The 22,126-nt window shown below is 38.5% G+C and carries 2 protein-coding genes; both read right to left on the reverse strand.

Translation table 11 applies throughout. The annotated features are described in order from the left end of the window. Positions 1 to 37 precede the first annotated feature (37 nt). Positions 38 to 17,590, reverse strand: a complete 17,553-nt coding sequence (locus LNP22_RS05005; RefSeq protein WP_229975611.1) for a T9SS type B sorting domain-containing protein — start codon at positions 17,588 to 17,590, stop codon at positions 38 to 40. Between the two features lie 126 nt (positions 17,591 to 17,716). Further along, positions 17,717 to 22,126 carry a PorP/SprF family type IX secretion system membrane protein gene (locus tag LNP22_RS05010; RefSeq protein WP_229975612.1) on the reverse strand — a complete coding sequence of 1,470 codons (4,410 nt, stop codon included), beginning with the start codon at positions 22,124 to 22,126 and terminating at the stop codon, positions 17,717 to 17,719.

Raw genomic sequence — 22,126 nt, forward strand, 5'->3', positions numbered from 1 at the left:
AATTTTTTTAGATAACATCATTGGGGGCTTTATTTTGTTATCTGTATAATGTGAAATGTCCAACAAACTCCCTTGCATCTTTCTCGTCATTTAGTTTAAGAACATACCAGTAATCACCTGATGGTAATTCTTCACCATTGTATTTTCCATCCCATTTTTGACCGTAACGATATTTGGCAATTACACGTCCGTATCTGTCATAGATATCGAAAAGTAAGTTGTTGTAAATATTGGTACACTCAGGACCCCACTCGTCAAACTGACCATCGCCGTTTGGTGTAAAGTGATCTGGAATACAAACGTCAACATAAATACCCGGAACAGTGATGGTAGCCGTACAACCGTTTTGGTCTCTTACTATTATTACATAATCTCTTGATTTGTAAATTTTGAATTCATGTTCAGATGTAAATGGTTCTCCATCAAAACTGTATTCGTAAGCAGGAGATCCGCCTGTAGCCGTCACCGAAATAATATTCAGTTCTTCTTTTCCAGGAGTTTTAGTAATCGCTAAAGGAGCAACAGCATCGATCGTGAAATCTACAGAAGATTGGAAACAACCGTTGTCGTGAATTGCTGTAACATAGTGTACTCCAGGAGCAACATTTAAGAAAATGTTACTTACTTGGTTAGTCGAAGCAAGTCCATCCAATTCGTATGTTACAAGTGATGGATCTGTATTACTTGGATCTATAGTTACAGTTACAGCATTTGCAGCAGCGTTGTTAACACAGTCATAATTGATTTCTACCGTAGGATTAAGTACAACTGGTTCTGGCATTATCACCTCAACTTCTGTTGAACAATTTGTTGCAGAATCATTTACGTAAACGATATGTTTTCCACCAGAAAGACCAGTAAAAGGGAATATCGTTTGACCTACAGCACCTTGTGTATATGGTCCCGCTTTAACGTCAAGACTCACACTATATGGTTCTGTACCTCCTACCACTTGAATACTGAATGATCCGTCTTTATCTCCGGCACATGCTTCAGGAACCATAGAATTAGGAACTTCTGTAGCAATAAGCGGATTAGGTTGTGTAATCGTTACATCGTTTATAATATAACATCCATTTTCGTCTTGTGCGATAAGTGTATAAGTTCCCGGTGCTAATCTGTCAAATACCGTTTTAGAATCAAATTGATTTAAATCAGGTGAAATAGCATACTTGATAACTCCAGTTCCACCAGAAGCAATCACTTCAATCTTACCATTGTTTTCTCCAAAACAAGAAACGTTAGTTGGAATGAACTGTGCTTGAATTGCAGTAGCTGGTTGTCTGATTTCAGCTGTAGCTGATGTTGCAGTACAATCATCACTAGTTACTTGTACCACATAAGTACCAATTACCAATCCTTCGAATCTTCCAGAAGCTTGTGGCCCTTGAATGATTGTTCCGGCAGTATTTTCCAGCGTATAGCTGTAGTTTCCTAAACCGCCTGTAGCGTTTGCAACAATAACTCCTGTTGCTTCACCAAGACATTTTACTACTGCATTGGTCACATCTAAACCTACTACTAATGGCTCTAATGCCGGATTAGCAACTTCGTTAGAAATAAATCCAACACATCCGTTAGCATCTCTTACATAATATTGATACACACCTACTGGTACTCCAAAAGTAACAGAAGTTGTAAACGAACCAATTGTTGTTGCAAAATTAGCAGTCGTACTATACGTATATGGACCTGTACCTCCAGTTGCGCTCAATGTAAGCTCAGACTGTGTAAGACATGTTTGTGTTCTACTTAAAGTCAAGGTTGGTATAACTTCTGTTGGCTGCGTTATCACAATATTTGCAGATGTTGCAGCACAACTAAATCCGTCTGTAACTGTTATGCTATATGTTCCAGCAGCTAATCCTGTAAAAATTGGATCACTTTGTGGTCCGGAAACAATAACCGGAGTTGCAGAAACAATATTTAGCGTGTACATATAATTACTTCCCTGACCACCTGTTGGAGGATTTACTGTTATGATACCATCTCTAGCACCAAAGCATGAAAGAACGCTTGCATTTGCAGTAGCCGTAACTACGATAGGAGCAGGAACAACTAATGTTGCAGTTGTTGTAGCAATACAACCTTTGGCGTCTCTTACATTAATCGTGTAAACACCTGCGCTTAAACCTGTAAAGTTATATTGCGCAGAGTATGCTACAAGGGTGGCTCCGTTTAATACCAATTCGTATTGGTAATCACCTGGCCAACCACCAGAAGCAGATGCAGAGATCGTACCATCGTTATTACCTGTAATACAAGTAATTTCTGATTGAGTAGTTGTTACTGCTAATACTGCGTTAGGTTGCTCGATACTAAATACAGTTTCAACTGTACAAGTAGGTCTTCCTACCAATCTAGCTGACACAGAATATTGACCAGCCGTAAGGTTATTAATTGTTATTGGACCCGCACCAGTTGTTGTGCCCACAATTGTAGCAATACTTGGGAATGGACCCGTAATCGTATAGTTGAAAGCACCTGCATCATTAGCTGGAATTAATTGATTATCGACGAAAGTCAAATCAACACTTCCTCTTGCACCGAAACAAATTTGAGCATTAACCGGAACTGCTTTAATTTCGAAAGTATTCGGGTTGTTTACATAATAAATTTCTTCAATAGAACAATTAGTTGCTGGGTTTGTCACTGTAATCATGAAGTTACCAATTGGTAAATCTGTGAATACACCCGTAGGTTGATTAACAGCGGTATAAACAGTACCATTGATTCCGACAACACTATATAATAACGCTGCTGGTGTACCGCCCGTAGTGGTAACACTAACCGTAATATCTTCATTTGAAATACAAGTAATTGCGTCATCTATGTTTACAACAATATCATCCAAACTAATAAAAGGAGCGATTATTATAGGCGCAGTCGATGTTCCTAAACATCCTTTATCATCATAAACGTTTACAACGTAAGATCCGCCAGAAAGGTCAGATTCAGTATACACGTTTGAAGCACCGCTTTGTACTACTGTACCACCTTTAATAAATTCATATTTAATATAATTTGATGAACCGCCTGTTACAGAGTTTACTGTAATCGTAGCCGAATTGGTAATGTTTGTACCAGCAGTACAACCAAATTGAGTTACAACTGGAGGATTGACCACTATTGGTGCAGGCTCATTAATTCTAACATCATCAGAAGTTGTACAACCTCTTCCCGATGTTACGACTACCGTATAATCTCCAGGAGCTAAACCTGTAAATTCACCAGAAGCTTGAGGTCCTGCGATTATTGTTGCTCCCGCCATTACTGTATAAGTATAAACAGGGTTATCATTTACTCCAGGAGAACTGGCACCTATAACAGCTGAAATTGTACCGTCTGCTGCACTATTACAAGTTACATCTGTAGCTGTCACTGTAAATCCAGTGATAATGGTTGCATCGGGAATATTGAATGTAACAGTATCATCACAACCAGTAGTTAAGTCAGTAACTACAATTGTGTGGTTTCCTGCTGCTACCCCGGTGAAGTTACCTGTTGGTACTCCAAAATTACCGTCTAAGCTGTACTCATAATTTGCTGGACTAGCACCACCTGTAGTAGTAGCTGTAACTACTCCGTTATTTGATGTACAGTTTGGTAATGTTGTTACCACAACTTGTAAATCTAATGCCGGGAAAATATCAATCAATGCCGGGAATGATGCCTCGCAATTGTTAGCATCTTTTACAATTAAGGTATAAGAACCTGCTGCCGAAACGATAAATGTTGGACTGGCTTGGAAACCACTACCAATACTGTATTCAAATGGTCCAACTCCAGAAACTCCAGAAATGGTAAATGTATACGTACCGTTTATTGCATCCGGACATTGGCTGTATGCGTTTACCACAGCACCCGTTGGCAATGGATCTTCAGTAATTGTTACTGTTTGGAAAGCAGGAGCACATCCGTTAAGGTCTCTCACATAAACATCCCAAGCCATTACGGTACCGTTCGCCGTATCTACTAATAGATTTGCGCCGCTACTATATGTTGTTGGAGCAGGATCATTAGAAGGTACTACTGCATATTCATAAGCAGGAGTTCCACCCGTTGCATTAACAGTAATAGTAGCTGTTTTAGTAATACAATTAATATTTGTTGCATTAGTTGTAAAACTTAAAGGTGCACTTGGCTGATTAACAACGAAATTAGTTACAGAAGCTTGACAACCTGATGTTGCATCAGTAACTGTGAATGTATAATTACCCGCTATTAAACCAGCATAAGTAACCACATCACCCACTTGAGTAGGTACAACTGCGCCTGGTGTCAATGTGTAAGTATAACCTGCTGGAGCCGGATTGATATAATTGCTAATCGTAAATGTTACAGTACCTGTCGCATCACCATTACATAAAACATCACTCAACAACTGAGCAGTAACACTTATTTCATCTTCTTCTTCAACCACAATCGATTTGGTAGTACTACATCCGTTAGCATCGGTAACTTTTAAAGTATACGTATCAGCTACCAAATTAATAAAGACACCCGAAGTATTCGTTGCAATAGCAGTTGCCGGAGCAATAATTTCGTAAGTATATGAAGCTAATCCGCCAGAAACACTGTTTACTGTAATTGTTGTAAAACTGCCTGCAGTATTACAATAAATTGGAGTCGCCGTAATATTCATATCTGTTGGTGGCGTGTACGGAAGTATTGTAGCAGAACCTGTTACTCTACAACCATTTGCATCAACCACAACATAATTGATCGTTTGACTAGTATTTACAGTTTTTGATGGAGATGAACCAAAAGTTACACCATTATCAAAACTATAACTGTACTCACCAGTACCACTTGGAGTTCCTCCAGATGCCCCTAATGTGAGCACCGCATCAGTAGCTGTGTTTGACGTATTACAACCGAATGGTGTAATAGTAGGTATCACCGCTAAACTTGGTGGATCTATAATTGTAATATCTTGAGCTAATGATGGACATAATTTAACATCTCTTACTACCACTGAGTAGGTCGCAGCAACTAATCCTGTGAACGGAATCGTAGTACTTTGGAAAGCACCACCGTTTACACTGTATTCGAAAGGAGCAGTACCTGCGCCAGGAATAATAGTAAAACTACCGTTGTTTCCTCCATTACAACTTACATTCACTTGAGTATAAGTAAAAGTAGGCGTTACATTTGGTGTAACAACAACCGGAACCGTTACAGCAGAACATGCTTGACTGTCTGTTACTCTGAAAATATAAGTTCCAGGCGTATTTGTTGTAAAGGTAGTACCTACAAGAGTTGCCGGGTTAAATGTAACACCGTTGTCTGTAGAAACTTCATAACCACCAGTATAAGCACCTGTTCCTTGAGTCGCGGTTAATACTATAGAAGCATCTGCATTACAAGTAAGATCTGTAAGCGCAGCTTTCAACAATAATTCTTGCTCAAGCTCATAAACATAAGGTGTTGTTACAACGCAATTATTAGCATCTTTTACATAGAAAGTATAAGAACCCGGAGCATTTAATGTAAAGTTTGGATTGGTTGTATAACCATTACCAATATTGAACTGTAATGGACCCACACCTGTTCCTGTTAAGGTAACATTTACAGGAGCACCTGTATAACAAACTCCTGTGATAGGATCAATTGTAGGTAAAGGGTCTGTTGTAAGCGGAAGTGCTATTTGAGCAATACATCCGTTAGCATCTCTTACAAAAGCAACCCAATTTTTGGTTGGATTTGCATCCAGAACCGCACTAGGAGAAGCTTTGTAAGCTCCTAAAGCTGGAACTGGTGTAATATTTGTATCGACAAACGCATAAGAATATGGTTCTGTTCCGCCACTTCCTTGAACAGTTACTTTGGCACCAAAATTACAATTAGCTGGAGTATTTGAGATTATTGCTATGGTTAAGGTTGGCAATTGCGAAACATTTACTGAAACTGTTGCAGTACATCCTGTAACCTCATCGGTAACCACGATAGATTGCGTACTAGCACTATTTATTCCTGTTACCGGAATTGTTAGACTAGTTTGTCCAGTTACTACAGCACCACCGTTTATAGAATAGCTGTAAGTTCCTGCAAAGTTTCCTACGGTAAATAATACCTCACCGTTGGCACCTGGATTACAAGTTACGTTTCTCACTAATTGTCCAGAAACTGTAATATTTGTTACTGGTTGAATAGTGAATGAATCTTGATATTTACATCCGTTCGCATCTGTCACTTGGAAAGTATAAGTTCCCGGTGCCAAAGCTAAGAAAGTAGCAGATGCTGCATTATCGACAGCTGAAGCTGTTGGAGCTATGATTTCATATTTGGTAATCGCATAACCACCTGCAACCGTAACGGTTACATCTGTAGTTGTATTGATACAAGTTATTGGCGCTGCAGCGAATGACAATCCTGTAATTCTTTGGTAAGGATTTACTATAACTGTGTTGTCAAAAGTACATCCGTTAGCATCTTTTACATAATAATGAATGGTTTGTGGAGTACCATTATCAATCACTGACAATGTATTGGCATTATAATAATTGGCAGAACCATCAAAATTATATTGATATGGCGCTGTACCTGTTCCGGCAGTAACATTAACTGTCACAATCGCTGGCTGAGCAATATTACTCGCATTACAAGAATAATCTGTAACAGCTGCAGTAGCCGCAAGAAGTGTAGGCTGACCCACTGTGTACGGTCTGCTTAGAGAACAACCTCTACCTGAATTTACTGTAATTGTATAAGCCCCTTGAGGAAGATTAGAAAACACATTATCTGTTTGTACCATTCCTGCTGGAATTGGCGTAATAGCGTATGTATACACTGGATTATCATTTCCAGCAAGAACATTTACAGTAATAGAACCATCGCTTGAACCGTTACATAACGCATCTGCTACAACAGCATCAAAAGTTACTGGTGTTGGTGCTATTAAAGTAACCGAAGCTGTAGTGCTACACGCTGTAGGTGTTGCTGTATCTCTCATCGTTACCGTATAAGTACCTGCTGGCAAACCAGAAATCACATTAGCTGCTATAGTTACACTTGGTGGCATTGGAGCAATTGCGTAAGTATAAGTATTAGTACCACCGGCACCCGATAGTGTAATGACACCATCGTTATTTAAACATGTTGGTAGAGCCGTAATAGCCGGAGTTACCACAAGTGGTGCATCTATAATAATTGTTTCTGTATCGATACAACCGTTAGCATCTTTTATGCTAATGGTATTTGAACCTGAATTAAGACCTGTTACATCAAAAGGTAAACCAGTAGTAATGCTGGTATAAACTCCGCTTCCGTTTACACTGATTGAAAGTGCTCCCGTACCTGCATTAATAGCAGAAACTCTCACAACATAAGATCCTTGAGCCACACATTTGTCTACAACTTGTAAAGCAATTTCTGGACTTGGGTCTTTAACAATCGTTGTTTGAAGTGGGAATGTACAGCCATTTGCATCTCTAACAATAATATTCCAAACTAGATCAGTACCCAAAGCACCTGGATCTAAATTTAGTACATTACTTGTAGAAGTAAATGATGAAGGCACCGCTGGATCAACAGCATAGGCATAGGTATAAGTTCCTGTTCCTCCAGTTGTTCTTATGGTAACTTGAGCAGGGTTATTACAATTTGCATTTACAGTTGATTGAACCACAGCAGTAAGCGGTTGTATTGGTTGTGTTATTTGGAACTTTTGAGTTACATTACACTCAGTTCCATCCACCTCTTTTACAAATAATGTATAATTTCCAGCTTTTAAGCCTGAAATAGTACCCGAAACATCAGCTCCTGTCAATCCGTTAAATGTTCCACCTGTAGCAGGTACAATTGGTAGGTTGGTTAGTTCGTCACGAATTTCGTAACTCATACTTGTTACACCAGCACCGTAATTTCGAACTGTAAAATTAATACTTCCTGTAGAAGCTCCATTACAAGTAACGTCAGTTTTTGCAATCGGATCAATTACGATAGAAGAAGGTGAAGGAGGTGTTGTTACTTCAACGATCGTAAAACATCCACCATTATCTACAACCTGAAACTGGTACGTTGTACCATGATCTAATCCTGTAAAAGTATGAGAAGTGGCAGCAGTCGGACCAACTTGTGTTGCAGGTTGCCCAAAAATTGAATATCTTACTGGATAAACCGCTGTTAATACATTAATTGTAGCGCTTGCACCGGCAGCACATGTTCCTGAAGACGCTACACCCGTTGCGTTAATATTTGGAGGTGTTAAAATACGTGTTCTTGGACTTTTAAATTCACAGCCATTGGCATCAACAATCGTAACATAGTAATCACCATAAGTCAATAATGTTGGAAAAGCAACATTTCCACCAAAAGTCACCGAGGTTGCACCTGTAGAAATTGGTGTACTAATTTGTGTGAAAGTATTATCATATAAAGTATAAGTAAACGGACCAACTCCACCAGAAGTAATATCAACTTGGATACTTCCTGGTTTGTTCGAATTACATTCAATTGCACTTGGAGTAGCAATAGCCACAATTGGAGCCGGATCATTCAATGTTATATTCAATGGAGTAGAAATACATCCTTTAGCATCTCTAACTCTATAGCTATACGTTCCAGCTATTAAACCTCCAAAAACTCTTGTAGAAACGAATGTAACTCCGTTATCAATACTATATTCATAAGGAGAAACTCCTGCTGTTGCTGTAAGTGTTATAGAACCATTAGAATCACCATTACAAGTTGGATCTACTTTGGTAGCCGTAGCGGTTACAGTTGCAGGCGTAGTAGTTGTTACAATATTTGTTAATGCAGTACAAATAGTACCATTAGCATCTGAAATCTCAAACTGATACGTAGTTCCTAATAATGATGTTGGTGTATAGGTAAATGTGTTTCCACCAAAAGCAATTGGAGAACCCGTAAAAGCAGCTCCACCAATACTTACTCTATATCCGTAAGGAGCTAGTCCTCCAACCACAGTAACATTCATTGTAGCATTTGCTGGTGCCGCACAACTGATATCTTTTGTTAATACAGCTGATGCCGTTAATGCCTCATTTACTGTTATTGTAGTAGTGTTGGTACAGTTGTTCGCATCTCTAACCGTAATTGTATAAGTACCGGCAGGTACAGTAAACGTATTGGCCGGACTCGGGGCTACACCCGTATTTATTGTATAGGTATAAGGAGCTACTCCGCTTGCACCAGTTGCTACAATCTGGAATGAACTTCCTGAAGCCAAACACTGATTACTTACTGTAGCTGTTACAGTTGGTATCGGATCAGTGGCGATTGTTACTGGCAACTGAGCCACACATCCTTTGGCATCTCTTACAAAAATTACCCAGTTTGGATCTGCTCCTGCATTAGAGTTAATATTAAACACAGCACTTGGTCCATAAACCGGAGTTGCTGCTAAATTATCTGCATCTAATATTGCGTATTGGTATGTTGTTGTTCCTCCATTTGCAGCTACTGTTACAGTTGATGTAACTTTGTTGCAATTAGCATTAACATTCGAAACTAAAGCTAAAGTTAATGGATTAGCTGGTTGCGAAATAATTACTGATGTTGGAACTGTACAATTTGTAAAATCATCAGTGAAAACTACATTATAGGTAGTTGGACCTGATAAATTAGACAATGTAAACACTGTTGCAGTTTGTCCTGTAACAGCTGCCCCTCCGTTTACGCTATAGCTATAAGTAGTTGTAAAACCACTTACATCATAACGAATAGAACCTGTTGCTGATCCAAAACAATCAACATCACTTAGTTTGCTGGCTGTAACAACAATTTGATTTAAATTGTTTACAGTATGACTTTTTATATCAAAACATCCGTTAACGTCAGTAACTTTAAAGCTATATGTTCCAGGCGTTAATCCACTAAATTGTCCTGAAGTCGCACCAGAAGTATTAACAACTGGTCCTGAAAGAATTTCGTAAGCCAAAGCTCCAACCCCATTTGTAGTAGTAATAGTTACTGTACTTGTAGTGCTTGTTGCAGGAGAACATAAAATTGGTGTACCTGTAATAGTTGCAATCACAGGAGGGTTCAATCTATTGATTATAATCTGCTGAACTGCAGTTGTACATCCTTTTGCGTCTCTTACAGAATAATTAATGGTTTGGTCTGAACCATTATCGTTAACCGTTAAAGTATTATTATTGGTATAATCACCTCCGTTAAAACTATATTGGTATGGAGCTGTTCCAGTAGTAGGAACTGCAATTGTTACCACAGCAGATTGTTTAGTATTTGTAGGACTACAGGTAAAAGTAGTTGCTGTTGCCGTAGCAACCAAAACAGTTGGTTGCGTAATCGTTACTGCAACACTTGCTGTACATTGTTTACTGTCTTTTACGTAGAAAGTATAGTTTCCTGCAGCTAAATTTTCGAATAAAGAAATAGCTCCATAAGTTGTTCCGTCATTGCTGTAGGTGTAACCCGGTACACCATCTGCACCAAATAATTGTACAGAACCATTAGATCCTCCATTACAAGAAACATCTACTTTCGTAAAAGTAACAGTTGGTGCAACTATCGGATTAATAATAGTAGTCGTAACAAACTCACAGTTATTTGCATCAATGACTTTTATTAAATAAGTCCCAGCTGCTGTAATATTAGAATACACATTAGAAGGTATTGAAGTATAAGAAGTACCTCCGTTTGTAGAAACTTCGTACGTATATCCTGTTCTTCCACCTACTGCATTCACAGTAATTGTTGCGTCTGGAGTTGGAGAACAATCCAGTTCTTTTACAACGGTCGAAGCCGTTAATCTTGCGTATACTACTATTGGCGTAGTAGCTGCAGTGGTACAACCATTTCCATCTTTAACTGTTAAAGTATACGTGCCTGGTGTTACGGTAAATGAATTAGCAGTTTGAAAATTAGTACCATCAATACTGTACGTTAATGGAGCTATACCTGTGGCATTAGCTGTAATAACGAAAGTGCTTGAAGATGTTGCCGTACATTGATTATTAATAGCAACAGACGTTATTACAGGTCTGTTTTCTTCAATAATTGTTATTGGGAAAGTATCTGTACAACCATTTGCATCTCTAACATATACAATCCAGTTTAACTGAGTACCGTTTACAGTATTTACTGTTATTTTATCATTTGTATCAAAAACCGTAGGAACTACAGCACCTTGACCCGCAGCGTAAGTGTAATTTAAAGTTCCGCCAGTTGCATCAGCATCAATAATGGCAGAATATTGATTACAATTTACAGTGGTAGCTGTAGCAGTAACATCTAAAGCTGCCGCTGGCTGTGTTAAGGTAACAGCGTATATAGCCTGGCAATTTGTTAATACATCTGTAGCTGTTATCGTGTAAGTTCCCGCTGTTAATGCAGTAGCTACCGTAATAGTTGTTGTAGAAGCTGGTACACCATTTGCTTGCTGAACAATTACATTAGCAGCATTTCTAATAACGTAATTGTATCCGCTTGTTCCTGCACCATTAACAGTAAAACGAATCGTTCCTGTTGATCCAAAACATGTAATATTTGTAGTAACTGATCCTCCAGCAACAATTTGCGGAGTTCCAACTATTGTATGTGATATTGTGAAACTACAATCTGTAGCTGTATCTGTAGCTCTGAAAACATAGTTTCCTGGAGCTAACGACACAAAGTTTCCTGATGTGTTTGTTGCTGTATCAAACCCGGCCGGGCCTGAAGCAATCTGGTATACTACATTTGCCAAACTACCCGCTTTTATGGCTGTAAGACTTACACGTCCGCCTTGAGGAGTTGTAGAACAATCGTAACCATTATCTACCAAATTAATACCCGTAATGGGTTGCAAAGTATTGATAGTAACAGAAAGTGGCCCTACTTGACAACCGTTCGCATCTCTGATATAAGCAGTTACAGTTCCCGCAGTTGATGTAGAATAAGTATTTGTTGATGTAAAGTTTGAAGTTCCGTTAAAACTATATGTGTAAGCACCTGTACCACCACTACCTGTAACCGTAACTACAGCAGGAACAGTTCCCGATGCACTACATCTGATGATGGTAGCCGAAATACTTCCTGATACCTGTGTTGGTTGCGTGATAGACACATTTTGAGAAGCAGGAGAACAGCCGTTACTGTCTCTTACTAAATAAGAATAAGTACCAACAGCTAAACCAGTATAATTGGCATTCGATGACCAACCTAAATTATTAAAGTTATATTCATATCCGCCTGATCCGCCAGCTCCTGTAAGTAAAACTGATCCGTTTGCTGCACCAAAACAAGTAATGTTTGTAGGTGTTGCTGTTACTGTTGGAATAGTAATGGCACCTACTGTAGCTGAAGTTTCTATAGGACAGTTGTTGACGTCACGTATTTCAAAAGTATAAACACCAGCTGTAGTAGCGGTATAATTAAAAGTACTACCAGTTACATTCGTAACGGCACCGTAAGCACCGGCACCTAGTCTAACTCTATATGTATAAGGAGCAGTACCATCTGTAATATCAACTCTGATAATTGCAGTTGGAACGGTACAAGTTAATGCTGTAGTAATTGTAGCATTGGCTTTTAATTCTGGAGCAATCACAATATTGCTAACGGTCGCTGTACAATTATTACTGTCAGTAACTAAAATGTTATGAGTTCCTGGTCCAACATTTGTAAATGTATTGCTTGTCGTTGGAGCCGCTCCGTCTAAACTGTACGTTAAAGTTCCTGTACCAGTAGCCGTAACGACCAAAGTCGCTTTGTTTATAGCATCAAAACATAAATCTGATGTTGCCGATAATGAAGCCGTTGGCGGTGTTGGTACACTTACTGTAACCAAAGCCGATGCAGAAGAAGAACAAACATTGATATCACGTGTTACAATAGTATAACTACCTGTAGGCACATTGACAAAAATGCCAGAACTCTGGAATGGTCTCACCATCGTGATTCCATTAGCTGCTCTTAACTCATACTCATAAGGAGCAGTACCACCATTTGCGGTCGCTGTAATGGTTGCACCCGTTGTACAAGTAGGTTGTGTTGTAACCTGTGCCGTAATGGTTAAGGCTGTAGGCGAAGTTACTACTGGACCAAATGTAAAATTACAAGTAGTTGCAGAACTATCATAACGAATACGTACATCGTATGTTTGCGCTGTTAAACCATTAACAACAACAGGTGAAGTTGTAGATGTTAACCAAGTAGCACCACCATTTATAGAATATTGGAAACCTGTAGTAGTGTTAAAATTATTAGCAACAATTGTAAATGATCCGGTATTACCACCATTACATCTTACTCCCTGAACATTAGTTACACTTGCAGTAAATGCTTGATTACTATCAATTATAATAGGGAAATCTTTTTGAGCAAGACATGATCTTGGTATTTGACGTACCCAGATATCATCTATAAGTACATCATTTCCGTTAAACTCATTACTGTACGATCTAATTACGAAACTTAAATTATTAAAAGCACCAGGATTTAAAGATAATTCTTTGTATTCCCACTTATCACTTTTAGGAACTACCCATGGATTGGTAGTATCTGTCGTAGCTACAATAGTTTCTGTTCCTCCTACACCATTTAAATTATTAACTAACTGAATGGTTAATTTAGGATCGGCTAGTGCTGGATAACTCGATCTTATAAGATTTTCTGCCCATAACGAAATAATTACAGGTTGATTTGGAATAACATCTTTAATTGGTTTACTGTATAATATTCCTCCAATACCAGCAGAACCTCCAACATTCACACATAAGAATCTTCCCAATGGGTCTGAAGGAAGCGTATGATCTTTAGCAACTAACCAACTACCTCCAAAAGTAGTATTTATAGAACTTGCTACTGCATATTTTCCGTCATTAATTTGATAATCATTAAAAGCACCACAAGGGAAACCAACAGGGTGCGGAGTAGATTCATCCTCAAAACAATAAGCAGGATTAATACCCGGAGTAGTTGTATAACCACCTTTACCAAAATCTTCTTGCAATAAATTGCTATAAGTAGAAACTGTGGTTACATTGTACCTAACAGAAACAGTGTGTGGGCCTGAAGGCACATTTAAAAACACATTGTTTGTAATAGGAGTATTTGGAACATTATCTAAATAATATTCATACGTATAATTTGTAGAAGTACCATTGGTCACCGTTACCCTACTTGTTGCTGTACCATTACAATTAAAGACAGGATCTTCTACTGTAATTGTTGGTTCAGCCGGTTTTGGGTCAAGAATAATAGTGTATGGAATTGTGTATTCACAACCTACAGCATCTCTAATTTTTAGTATATAACTACCCGGTAAAACATCTTTTTCATTGGATGCTTGCCATGTAGCGCCACCATCAAAACTATACTGATAAGGGGCGGTACCTCCTTGCGCATTATTGATTCTTAGTTTACCTCCCATTTGAGATAACGTACAACCTGCCAATTCTGCAACACCACCAGATGCTGTAACAGCCGAAGTTGGTCCTGCAATAATTCTTGTAACTGCTGGGTCTGTACAATATTGTATCGTATTTTGTCCTGATGAATTTGTATAAGATATACCATATCTAACCACTACGTTATAAGTACCTGGCTGTAAATTAGAAAAAACAGGATTGCTTACAAAAGTTCCACCATTATTAATACTATAAGACATTGTATATCCGTTAGCATTCGTCAAGTTAACTCTAATCTCAGCGTTATCATTATAACAAGCGCTGTTTGTATTGGTTATAGTATAGGTAGGTTTGGCATTATTTGGAACTGTGATTGTTCTTGTTATTGTACAGTTATTTCTGTCTACAATTTTAACCGTGTAAACTCCTGGGGTTGTAACAACAAATTCATTTTCTGATTGAAAAACTGTGTCACTATTTATAAAATAGTTATATGGAGAGTTACCTCCCTCAGTTGTAATTCTAACTCTTCCGTCAGTACAAGCTGTTAATGGTTGTATTAAAGATAATGTTGCTTTGTACTCATTCCAAACCTGACCAATATAGATGTACTTAGTATCTGTACAACCATCATCAGTAGAAACTTCTAAAACATAATTTTGATTGGTATTTAAATTATCAAAAGTATATTCAGATTCAGGAACAGGTCCGATATTAGATAATAATAAACCATTATTATATAGTTTATAATAATATTGTGCATTAGCGTCATTTACTGCAACTCTAATTCTACCTTTTTCACCATAACACAAAGGTTGTGTCACGTCTTGAGTAACACTGAAATTTCTCTGTCTGATTTGAATATTTGGAACGGTAAAAATACAAGGATTTGCAGTTACTCCAATTTGCTTGATATAAACCGTATAAATACCAGCGGTAGTAACATTAAAAATATTACTTGCCTGATAAGTTGTACCATTAATACTGTATTCATATCCTGCAGGAACACCGCCAATTGTTATTGTACCTGGTTTACCACAAATAAGATCTGTGTGAGTTTCGGTAGGGTTTAATGAATTGGTAAACACATTAAAATAGAAACGGTTAAAACAACCACCTGCATAATTTAATGTTAGTCTGTATTGTCCCGCAATTCTGGCATCATAACTTGGCCCTGTCGCCACCTGAGTCCACGTACAGGTTGGGCTTTCGTTAGCACAACTTGGACTGCTTGGAGGAGCACAACTCGCCTCATTTAATTTTTCCCAAACGATAGTAGAACCATCAGAAATATTAGTCTCGATTAGTCGGGAATCATTTGCACCACACAAGAAAATGTTAGGTAATTCTTTACCATTGTTTGGACAAATTAAAACCTCACCTTTATAAGGAGCTCGAGCATATGGAATAACTGGATTTGCATTTGTACTACCAAATCTTGTTACCGTAAAAGCCTGGTAGATCGATCTACAAGGTGCTGCAGCAAGATTATAAACATAATATATGCCTGGTTGTGTAACGTTTAGAGTCTGTCCTGTTCCTATTTGATTGGTACGAGCTTCATCACTATACCATGTATAATTGGTATAACCGTTGGCAGCAACCAAATCTACATTATCCTGACACAAAATAATACTTTCAGTATATTTACAACCATCAACCCCTACTAAAAAGTTGGTTGCTTTTGGTGTTAATATACATCCTGTATTGGTGTTGACACTTGGATCATCAGAAATTAGAAAATCGGTATTTAAAGTTCCTCTGTAAGTTGAATAAGCAGAGTTATCAATACTGTTTGAACAAGCTTCACTTAATGAATTACAATCAGGAACAACCTGAACTTTAAAGCTTATTACTTTCTCACTTAATGTATTGGCTTTTACAACAGAGTCATCTACTCTAAAAACAATACTTCTGGTAATAGGATCATAACTTTGTACTGTTACTCCAGCTGGAAGAGGATTTAAATCGGCAGGATAATTAAAGATAATATTGATCGGCAATTGATCTCTAATCGTCAAACCTCTTGCATCATCATTACCGGTATTTTTAAATCCAATTTCGTAATTTAATTGTTGACCTAAAGTTACGTCTTGGTTTCCTATATCGACACCGGCAGCATTTTTTACAATTTTTGTCAAAACGATATTAGGCTCAATAATATCTACCGCAAAAGCATTAAAGTAATAAAAATAAACGTCTTGGGTACTTCCGAGCGTAATATTAGCCGAAGTGGCATTATTATCAATGACTATTCCCCCGGGCTTTAGAACAGTACCGGGATTATTGATGTTTAGAATACCCGCATCATACCCCAGCGTATTGGTACTAGCCGGATTTCTATTAAGGAAATTTTCTGTTTTATCAGTAGCCGGATCAACATACGTTACACTACTATTAAAGAAATTGTTTGTAGCTCTAATCACTGTATTTGCAGCATTTGTTGCACTAATTGGTATTCCGTTAATTTGCAAATAATCCCCGGCGATAGGTTGATCACCTTCTAAAGCTGCAAAAGCAAATTTTACACGTACCGGACCTGTTGGAATCGTTTTAAAACCAGAAACAGGAATATCTAATGTAGTCGCTCCACCGATTCCGCTAAAACCATCAAAGGACGTAATAAATTTTGCCGGCAATGTAGGATCTTCATAAACTACATAAATAGACCAACCGGCAGATAAACCAGTACCGCCATTTGCCCCTTCACTAGATTTAACGTTGGCAACTGTATACAATCCTTGGGCATTAGTTTGACCCGCCACCAAAGAAGTTATATCTGCATAACAAGCATAAGGTTTATTATTATTAGCCCCAATTGGTGTATTATTGGCATCATAAATAATCTGACCCGTAATATCGTTGTACCCACCTGTTGGTAATTTAAGTTTGACTTTTTGAATGTCTGTACGATCATCTTGCTGCAAAATGGCTCCCCAATATAGACCCGCGTAGACTATTTTATAACAAGCCGGCTTAGGTATCGTCAGAGTTGCACTACTCGAACTAAAAGTAGTGTTGTCACTGTCAATATCGATATATTTCATATCGAAATCTGAGTTATAACCAGCGTCGTTATAAGCATTATTTGGTCGCCTATTATTTCTGTTCTCGTCTCTGTTCAGGATATTGTTACCAATAAGCAACATATCTCCTTTCAATCTCATGTCAAATCTTGGAGTAAAAGGCTTGAGATTTTGAGAAACTACAAAATAACTTTGAAAGAAAATCAAAGCTAATACAATCAATCTTAGGTTAGTAGGTTTTTTCATAATCATTTATTTTTTACTTACATTCTATACACTCGGGGCATTAGTGAATAAAACGCTTCGTATTTATAACATTTTATTATTATGTCCTTCTAACAATCAGAAGGAGCGACTTTTATTTTATTGGTATTAATTCTCCACTTTTGCGATAACCACTTTGGCATTATAGGCTTTATCTCCCTTACCTTCTAATCCTTTTTGGGCATCTGCCAGAGACTCAAACTTCTCGTAATAGATATAATATTTACTTGTTGTTACGTTGTAAAAGAAATTGATATCTGATCGTCCGTCTGCTACTGCTTTAGTAAGGAATTCATCTCTTTTTTCAACACTATTATGAACTGCAAGAATCAAATAATATCCGCTATCAGAATTTTTGATACCTTTTATAATTTGCATATTTGATTGCTCTTCTCCAAAATCAAAATCACTTTGTTTCAAAGGAGTACTGCTTACTTTTGTTGTTTCTTTAATACGTTTTAAAGCAGCCAAATCCTGTGCATATCTTCCCTGATCATTTTCAAAAGCAGCACGTTTAATTCTACGTTTTTTCTCAATTTCAGTTTCTACTTTAATACGTTCTAATGTTGCAAGAAGTGCAGCACTATCTTGCTCCATCTTCAATTGTGCCGCTTTCAACTGATTTATTTTTTCTAAATAAGCTCTGTTTAAAGCATCATTTTTATTAGGAACTTTTTTAAGTCTTTCGTTATATAAATTAGTCAACTTATCAATTTCAGCTTTCTGAATTCTGTTTGCATCTGCAATTTGAGCTTTCAAAGCCTCTAACTGACTGTTTTCTGCCGCCACACTTTTAAATGGTTTTGGCTCTTTGTAAATACCTTTATCACTTAAATCATTCTCTTCTCTTAAATCATCTAAGTCCTTTTGCTTGTTGGCAACAGTGGTATTAAATTGAGCAAGCAAATCGTCTTGAGTTTTACTTGAGTTTTCTAATGACTGTGCCAAATTATCGATAGCTTTTAACGTTTCATCTTTTTGAGCAGCTGCTAAAAGTGCTGCATCTGCATCTGCTTTCGCTTTGGCATCAGCGGCCAATTTCGCCTGACGAGCTTCTTCTGCTTTTAATTTCTCTTCTGTTTCGGCATCAGCTTTCGCTTTAGCATCTGTAGCTAATTTTGCTTGTAATGCTTCTGCGTCTGCTTTCGCTTTTTCAGCAGCCAATTTCGCCTGACGAGCTTCTTCTACTTTTTGTCTCTCAGCAGCTTCAGCATCGGCTTTTGCTTTAGCATCAGCAGCCAATTTTGCTTGACGGGCTTCTTCAATTTTTTGTTTCTCTGAAGCTTCGGCATCCGCTTTCGCTTTAGCATCTGCAGCTAGTTTTGCTTTTAAAGCTTCTGCGTCTGCTTTCGCTTTCTCGGCAGCTAGTTTTACTTGTTGGGCTTCTGCATCTGCTTTGGCTTTATCAGCAGCCAATTTCGCTTGACGAGCTTCTTCAACTTTTTGTTTTTCTGCAGCTTCCGCATCCGCTTTCGCTTTAGCATCAGCAGCTAGTTTTGCTTGTAATGCGTCTGCGTCTGCTTTGGCTTTATCAGCAGCCAATTTCGCTTGACGAGCTTCTTCAACTTTTTGTTTTTCTGCAGCTTCCGCATCCGCTTTCGCTTTAGCATCGGCAGCTAGTTTTGCTTGTAATGCTTCTGCGTCTGCTTTCACTTTATCAGCAGCCAATTTCGCTTGACGAGCTTCTTCAACTTTTTGTTTTTCTGCAGCTTCCGCATCCGCTTTCGCTTTTGCATCGGCAGCTAGTTTTGCTTGTAATGCTTCGGCGTCTGCTTTGGCTTTATCAGCAGCCAATTTCGCTTGACGAGCTTCTTCAACTTTTTGTTTTTCTGCAGCTTCCGCATCCGCTTTGGCTTTCTCGGCAGCTAGTTTTACTTGTTGGGCTTCTGCATCTGCTTTGGCTTTATCAGCAGCCAATTTCGCTTGACGAGCTTCTTCTACTTTTTGTTTTTCTGCAGCTTCTGCATCCGCTTTCGCTTTCTCGGCAGCTAGTTTTACTTGTTGCGCTTCTGCGTCTGCTTTGGCTTTATCAGCAGCCAATTTCGCTTGACGAGCTTCTTCAACTTTTTGTTTTTCTGCAGCTTCCGCATCCGCTTTAGCTTTCTCGGCAGCTAGTTTTGCTTGTAATGCGTCTGCTTTCGCTTTATCAGCAGCTAATTTCGCTTGACGAGCTTCTTCTACTTTTTGTTTTTCTGCAGCTTCTGCATCCGCTTTCGCTTTAGCATCAGCAGCTAGTTTTGCTTGTTGCGCTTCGGCGTCTGCTTTCGCTTTGTCAGCAGCCAGTTTTGCTTGTTGTGCTTCTGCATCGGCTTTCGCTTTGTCAGCAGCTAGTTTTGCTTGTTGCGCTTCTGCATCGGCTTTCGCTTTGTCAGCAGCTAGTTTTGCTTGTTGCGCTTCTGCATCAGCTTTCGCTTTGTCAGCAGCTAGTTTTGCTTGTTGTGCTTCTGCATCGGCTTTCGCTTTGTCAGCAGCTAGTTTTGCTTGACGGGCTTGTTCCGTAGTTTGTAATTGTTGTGCTTCTTTCTCTGCTTTCAATTTAGCAGTAGCTTCAGCATCTGCTTTTACTTTGGCGTCTGCCAATAACTGAGCTTGCAAATCTTTCATGTCCGCTTTTGCGGTATTATTTGAAGCTAATTTAGCAGCAGCTTCGGCATCCGCTTTTGCTTTGGCATCAGCAGCTAATTTTGCCTGAAGTGCTTCGGCATCCGCTTTTGCTTTTGCGTCTGCTTCTAATTTTGCTTTAGCAGCAGCTTCGGCATCGGCTTTTGCTTTTGCTTCCGCAGCTAATCTTGCTTGTTGTGCTTCAGCATCCGCTTTTGCTTTATCAGCAGCTAATTTTGCTTTCAGTGCTTCAGCATCCGCTTTGGCTTTGGCATCAGCAGCGAGTCTCGCCTGTAACGCTTCGGCATCGGCTTTCGCTTTTGCATCAGCAGCTAATTTTAATTTTAAAGCAGCTGCTTCTGCCGCTTTGGCTTTTGTTTCTGCAGCTAGTTTGGCTCTGTTTGCCGCATCAATTGCTGCTTTTGTTTTAGCAGTTGTTGCTGTTTTTGCTTTTGCTTCAGCAGCCAACTTAGCTTGTAGGGCATCAGAATCGGCTTTGGCTTTGGCATCAGCAGCAATTATAGATTGTAAATCCGCTTCTTCTGCTTTCGCTTTAGCATCGGCTTTTCTCTTGGCAGCTTCTGCGTCGGCTTTTACTTTGGCATCGGCAGCAAGTTTTACTTTTAATGCTTCGGCATCCGCTTTCGCTTTTGCTTGTGGCGATAAATTTGCTTTAGCAGCAGCTTCGGCATCAGCTTTCGCTTTAGCATCAGCAGCTAATTTTATTTTAAGAGCCTCAGCATCGGCTTTGGCTTTATTGTCGGCTTCTAATTTTGCTTTAGCAGCAGCTTCGGCATCAGCCTTCACTTTTTCTGTTAAAGCTAATCTTGCTTGTAATGCTTCTGCATCGGCTTTTGCTTTTGCTTCGGCAGCAAGTTTTGCTTTTTCGGCACCGCTAACTCTGGTTATTGGTGCAGCATTTGTTTTAGGTTTTGCTTTGACTGGCTTAGCAGTTTGCGATGCTTCAATCAAAGAACCTTCCTCGTCATCACCGTAATAATAATTTCTGTTTTTGAATTTATACGCTAATACAAATTCGTGAGAAGCTCCTAAATTAGTCAGGTTTCCCGTTGCGCGCTCATAATTGTATTCGATAGCAAAACTAGGTGAGATATTAAAACCCAATCCTGCCGACATTCCAAATAACGTATTGTAACCTGCTTGCGCCCAAACTCCTTGTTTTAGAGAAAGCATTGCAAGACCCGAAATAACGGTCTTGTCTTTTTTAAGCTCTGTTTTTATAATTCCGGAAAATTTACTTCTGTCAAAAAAACCATAACTATCAATAAATCCGGTGTACATGGCATGTACTTGGATTGCTCTTTCTGGATCTTCTTTTACCATTCCGCCACCAAAATTATACAGAATCAAGTTGTTGATCGATACACCAAAATCTAAAAAAGCAGTACCGTAATTGATCCCTGGATTTACAGTAAGTAAAGTATTTGACGGATAATTTGAAACATCTATATCATCATCTGAAATAATTTTTCCCTCGTCAAGACCGCTTTGGTAAGCTCCAACATTTAAACCAAAAGTTAAATTGCTGTCTTCCTGCAAAACAATATTGTGTGCAAAATTAAGTACTCCTCCAAAGACCGTAAACAAACCATAATTCTGTTGAAACAATCCAACAGCAAACGCTTCATTTTCTCTAAAGCGTCCAGAATAATTAAACAAATACGTGTTTGGAGCATCCTCAAACTGTATCCATTGTCTTTTGTTGTAAAAACTTATGTATGAATTTTGTTCGCGAACAAAACTAAAAGTTGGATTAATTAAATATCTATTAAACTTTAATGAATTTCTGATAGGTAAAGAAAACGAAACAACTCCATCCTCAGTAACTGTTTGCTGCGAATAGAGTATTTGTGATGTACCATAAAATAAAGTTATGAATAGTAAAATTTTCTTCAT

This window comes from Flavobacterium flavipigmentatum (genome assembly GCF_020911905.1).
In the GTDB taxonomy this organism is placed as follows: domain Bacteria; phylum Bacteroidota; class Bacteroidia; order Flavobacteriales; family Flavobacteriaceae; genus Flavobacterium; species Flavobacterium flavipigmentatum.

Bases quoted from the DNA above. Each gene is read 5' to 3' on its own strand.
- LNP22_RS05005 (WP_229975611.1), bottom strand. From the start codon at position 17,590: ATGAAAAAACCTACTAACCTAAGATTGATTGTATTAGCTTTGATTTTC.
- LNP22_RS05010 (WP_229975612.1), bottom strand. From the start codon at position 22,126: ATGAAGAAAATTTTACTATTCATAACTTTATTTTATGGTACATCACAA.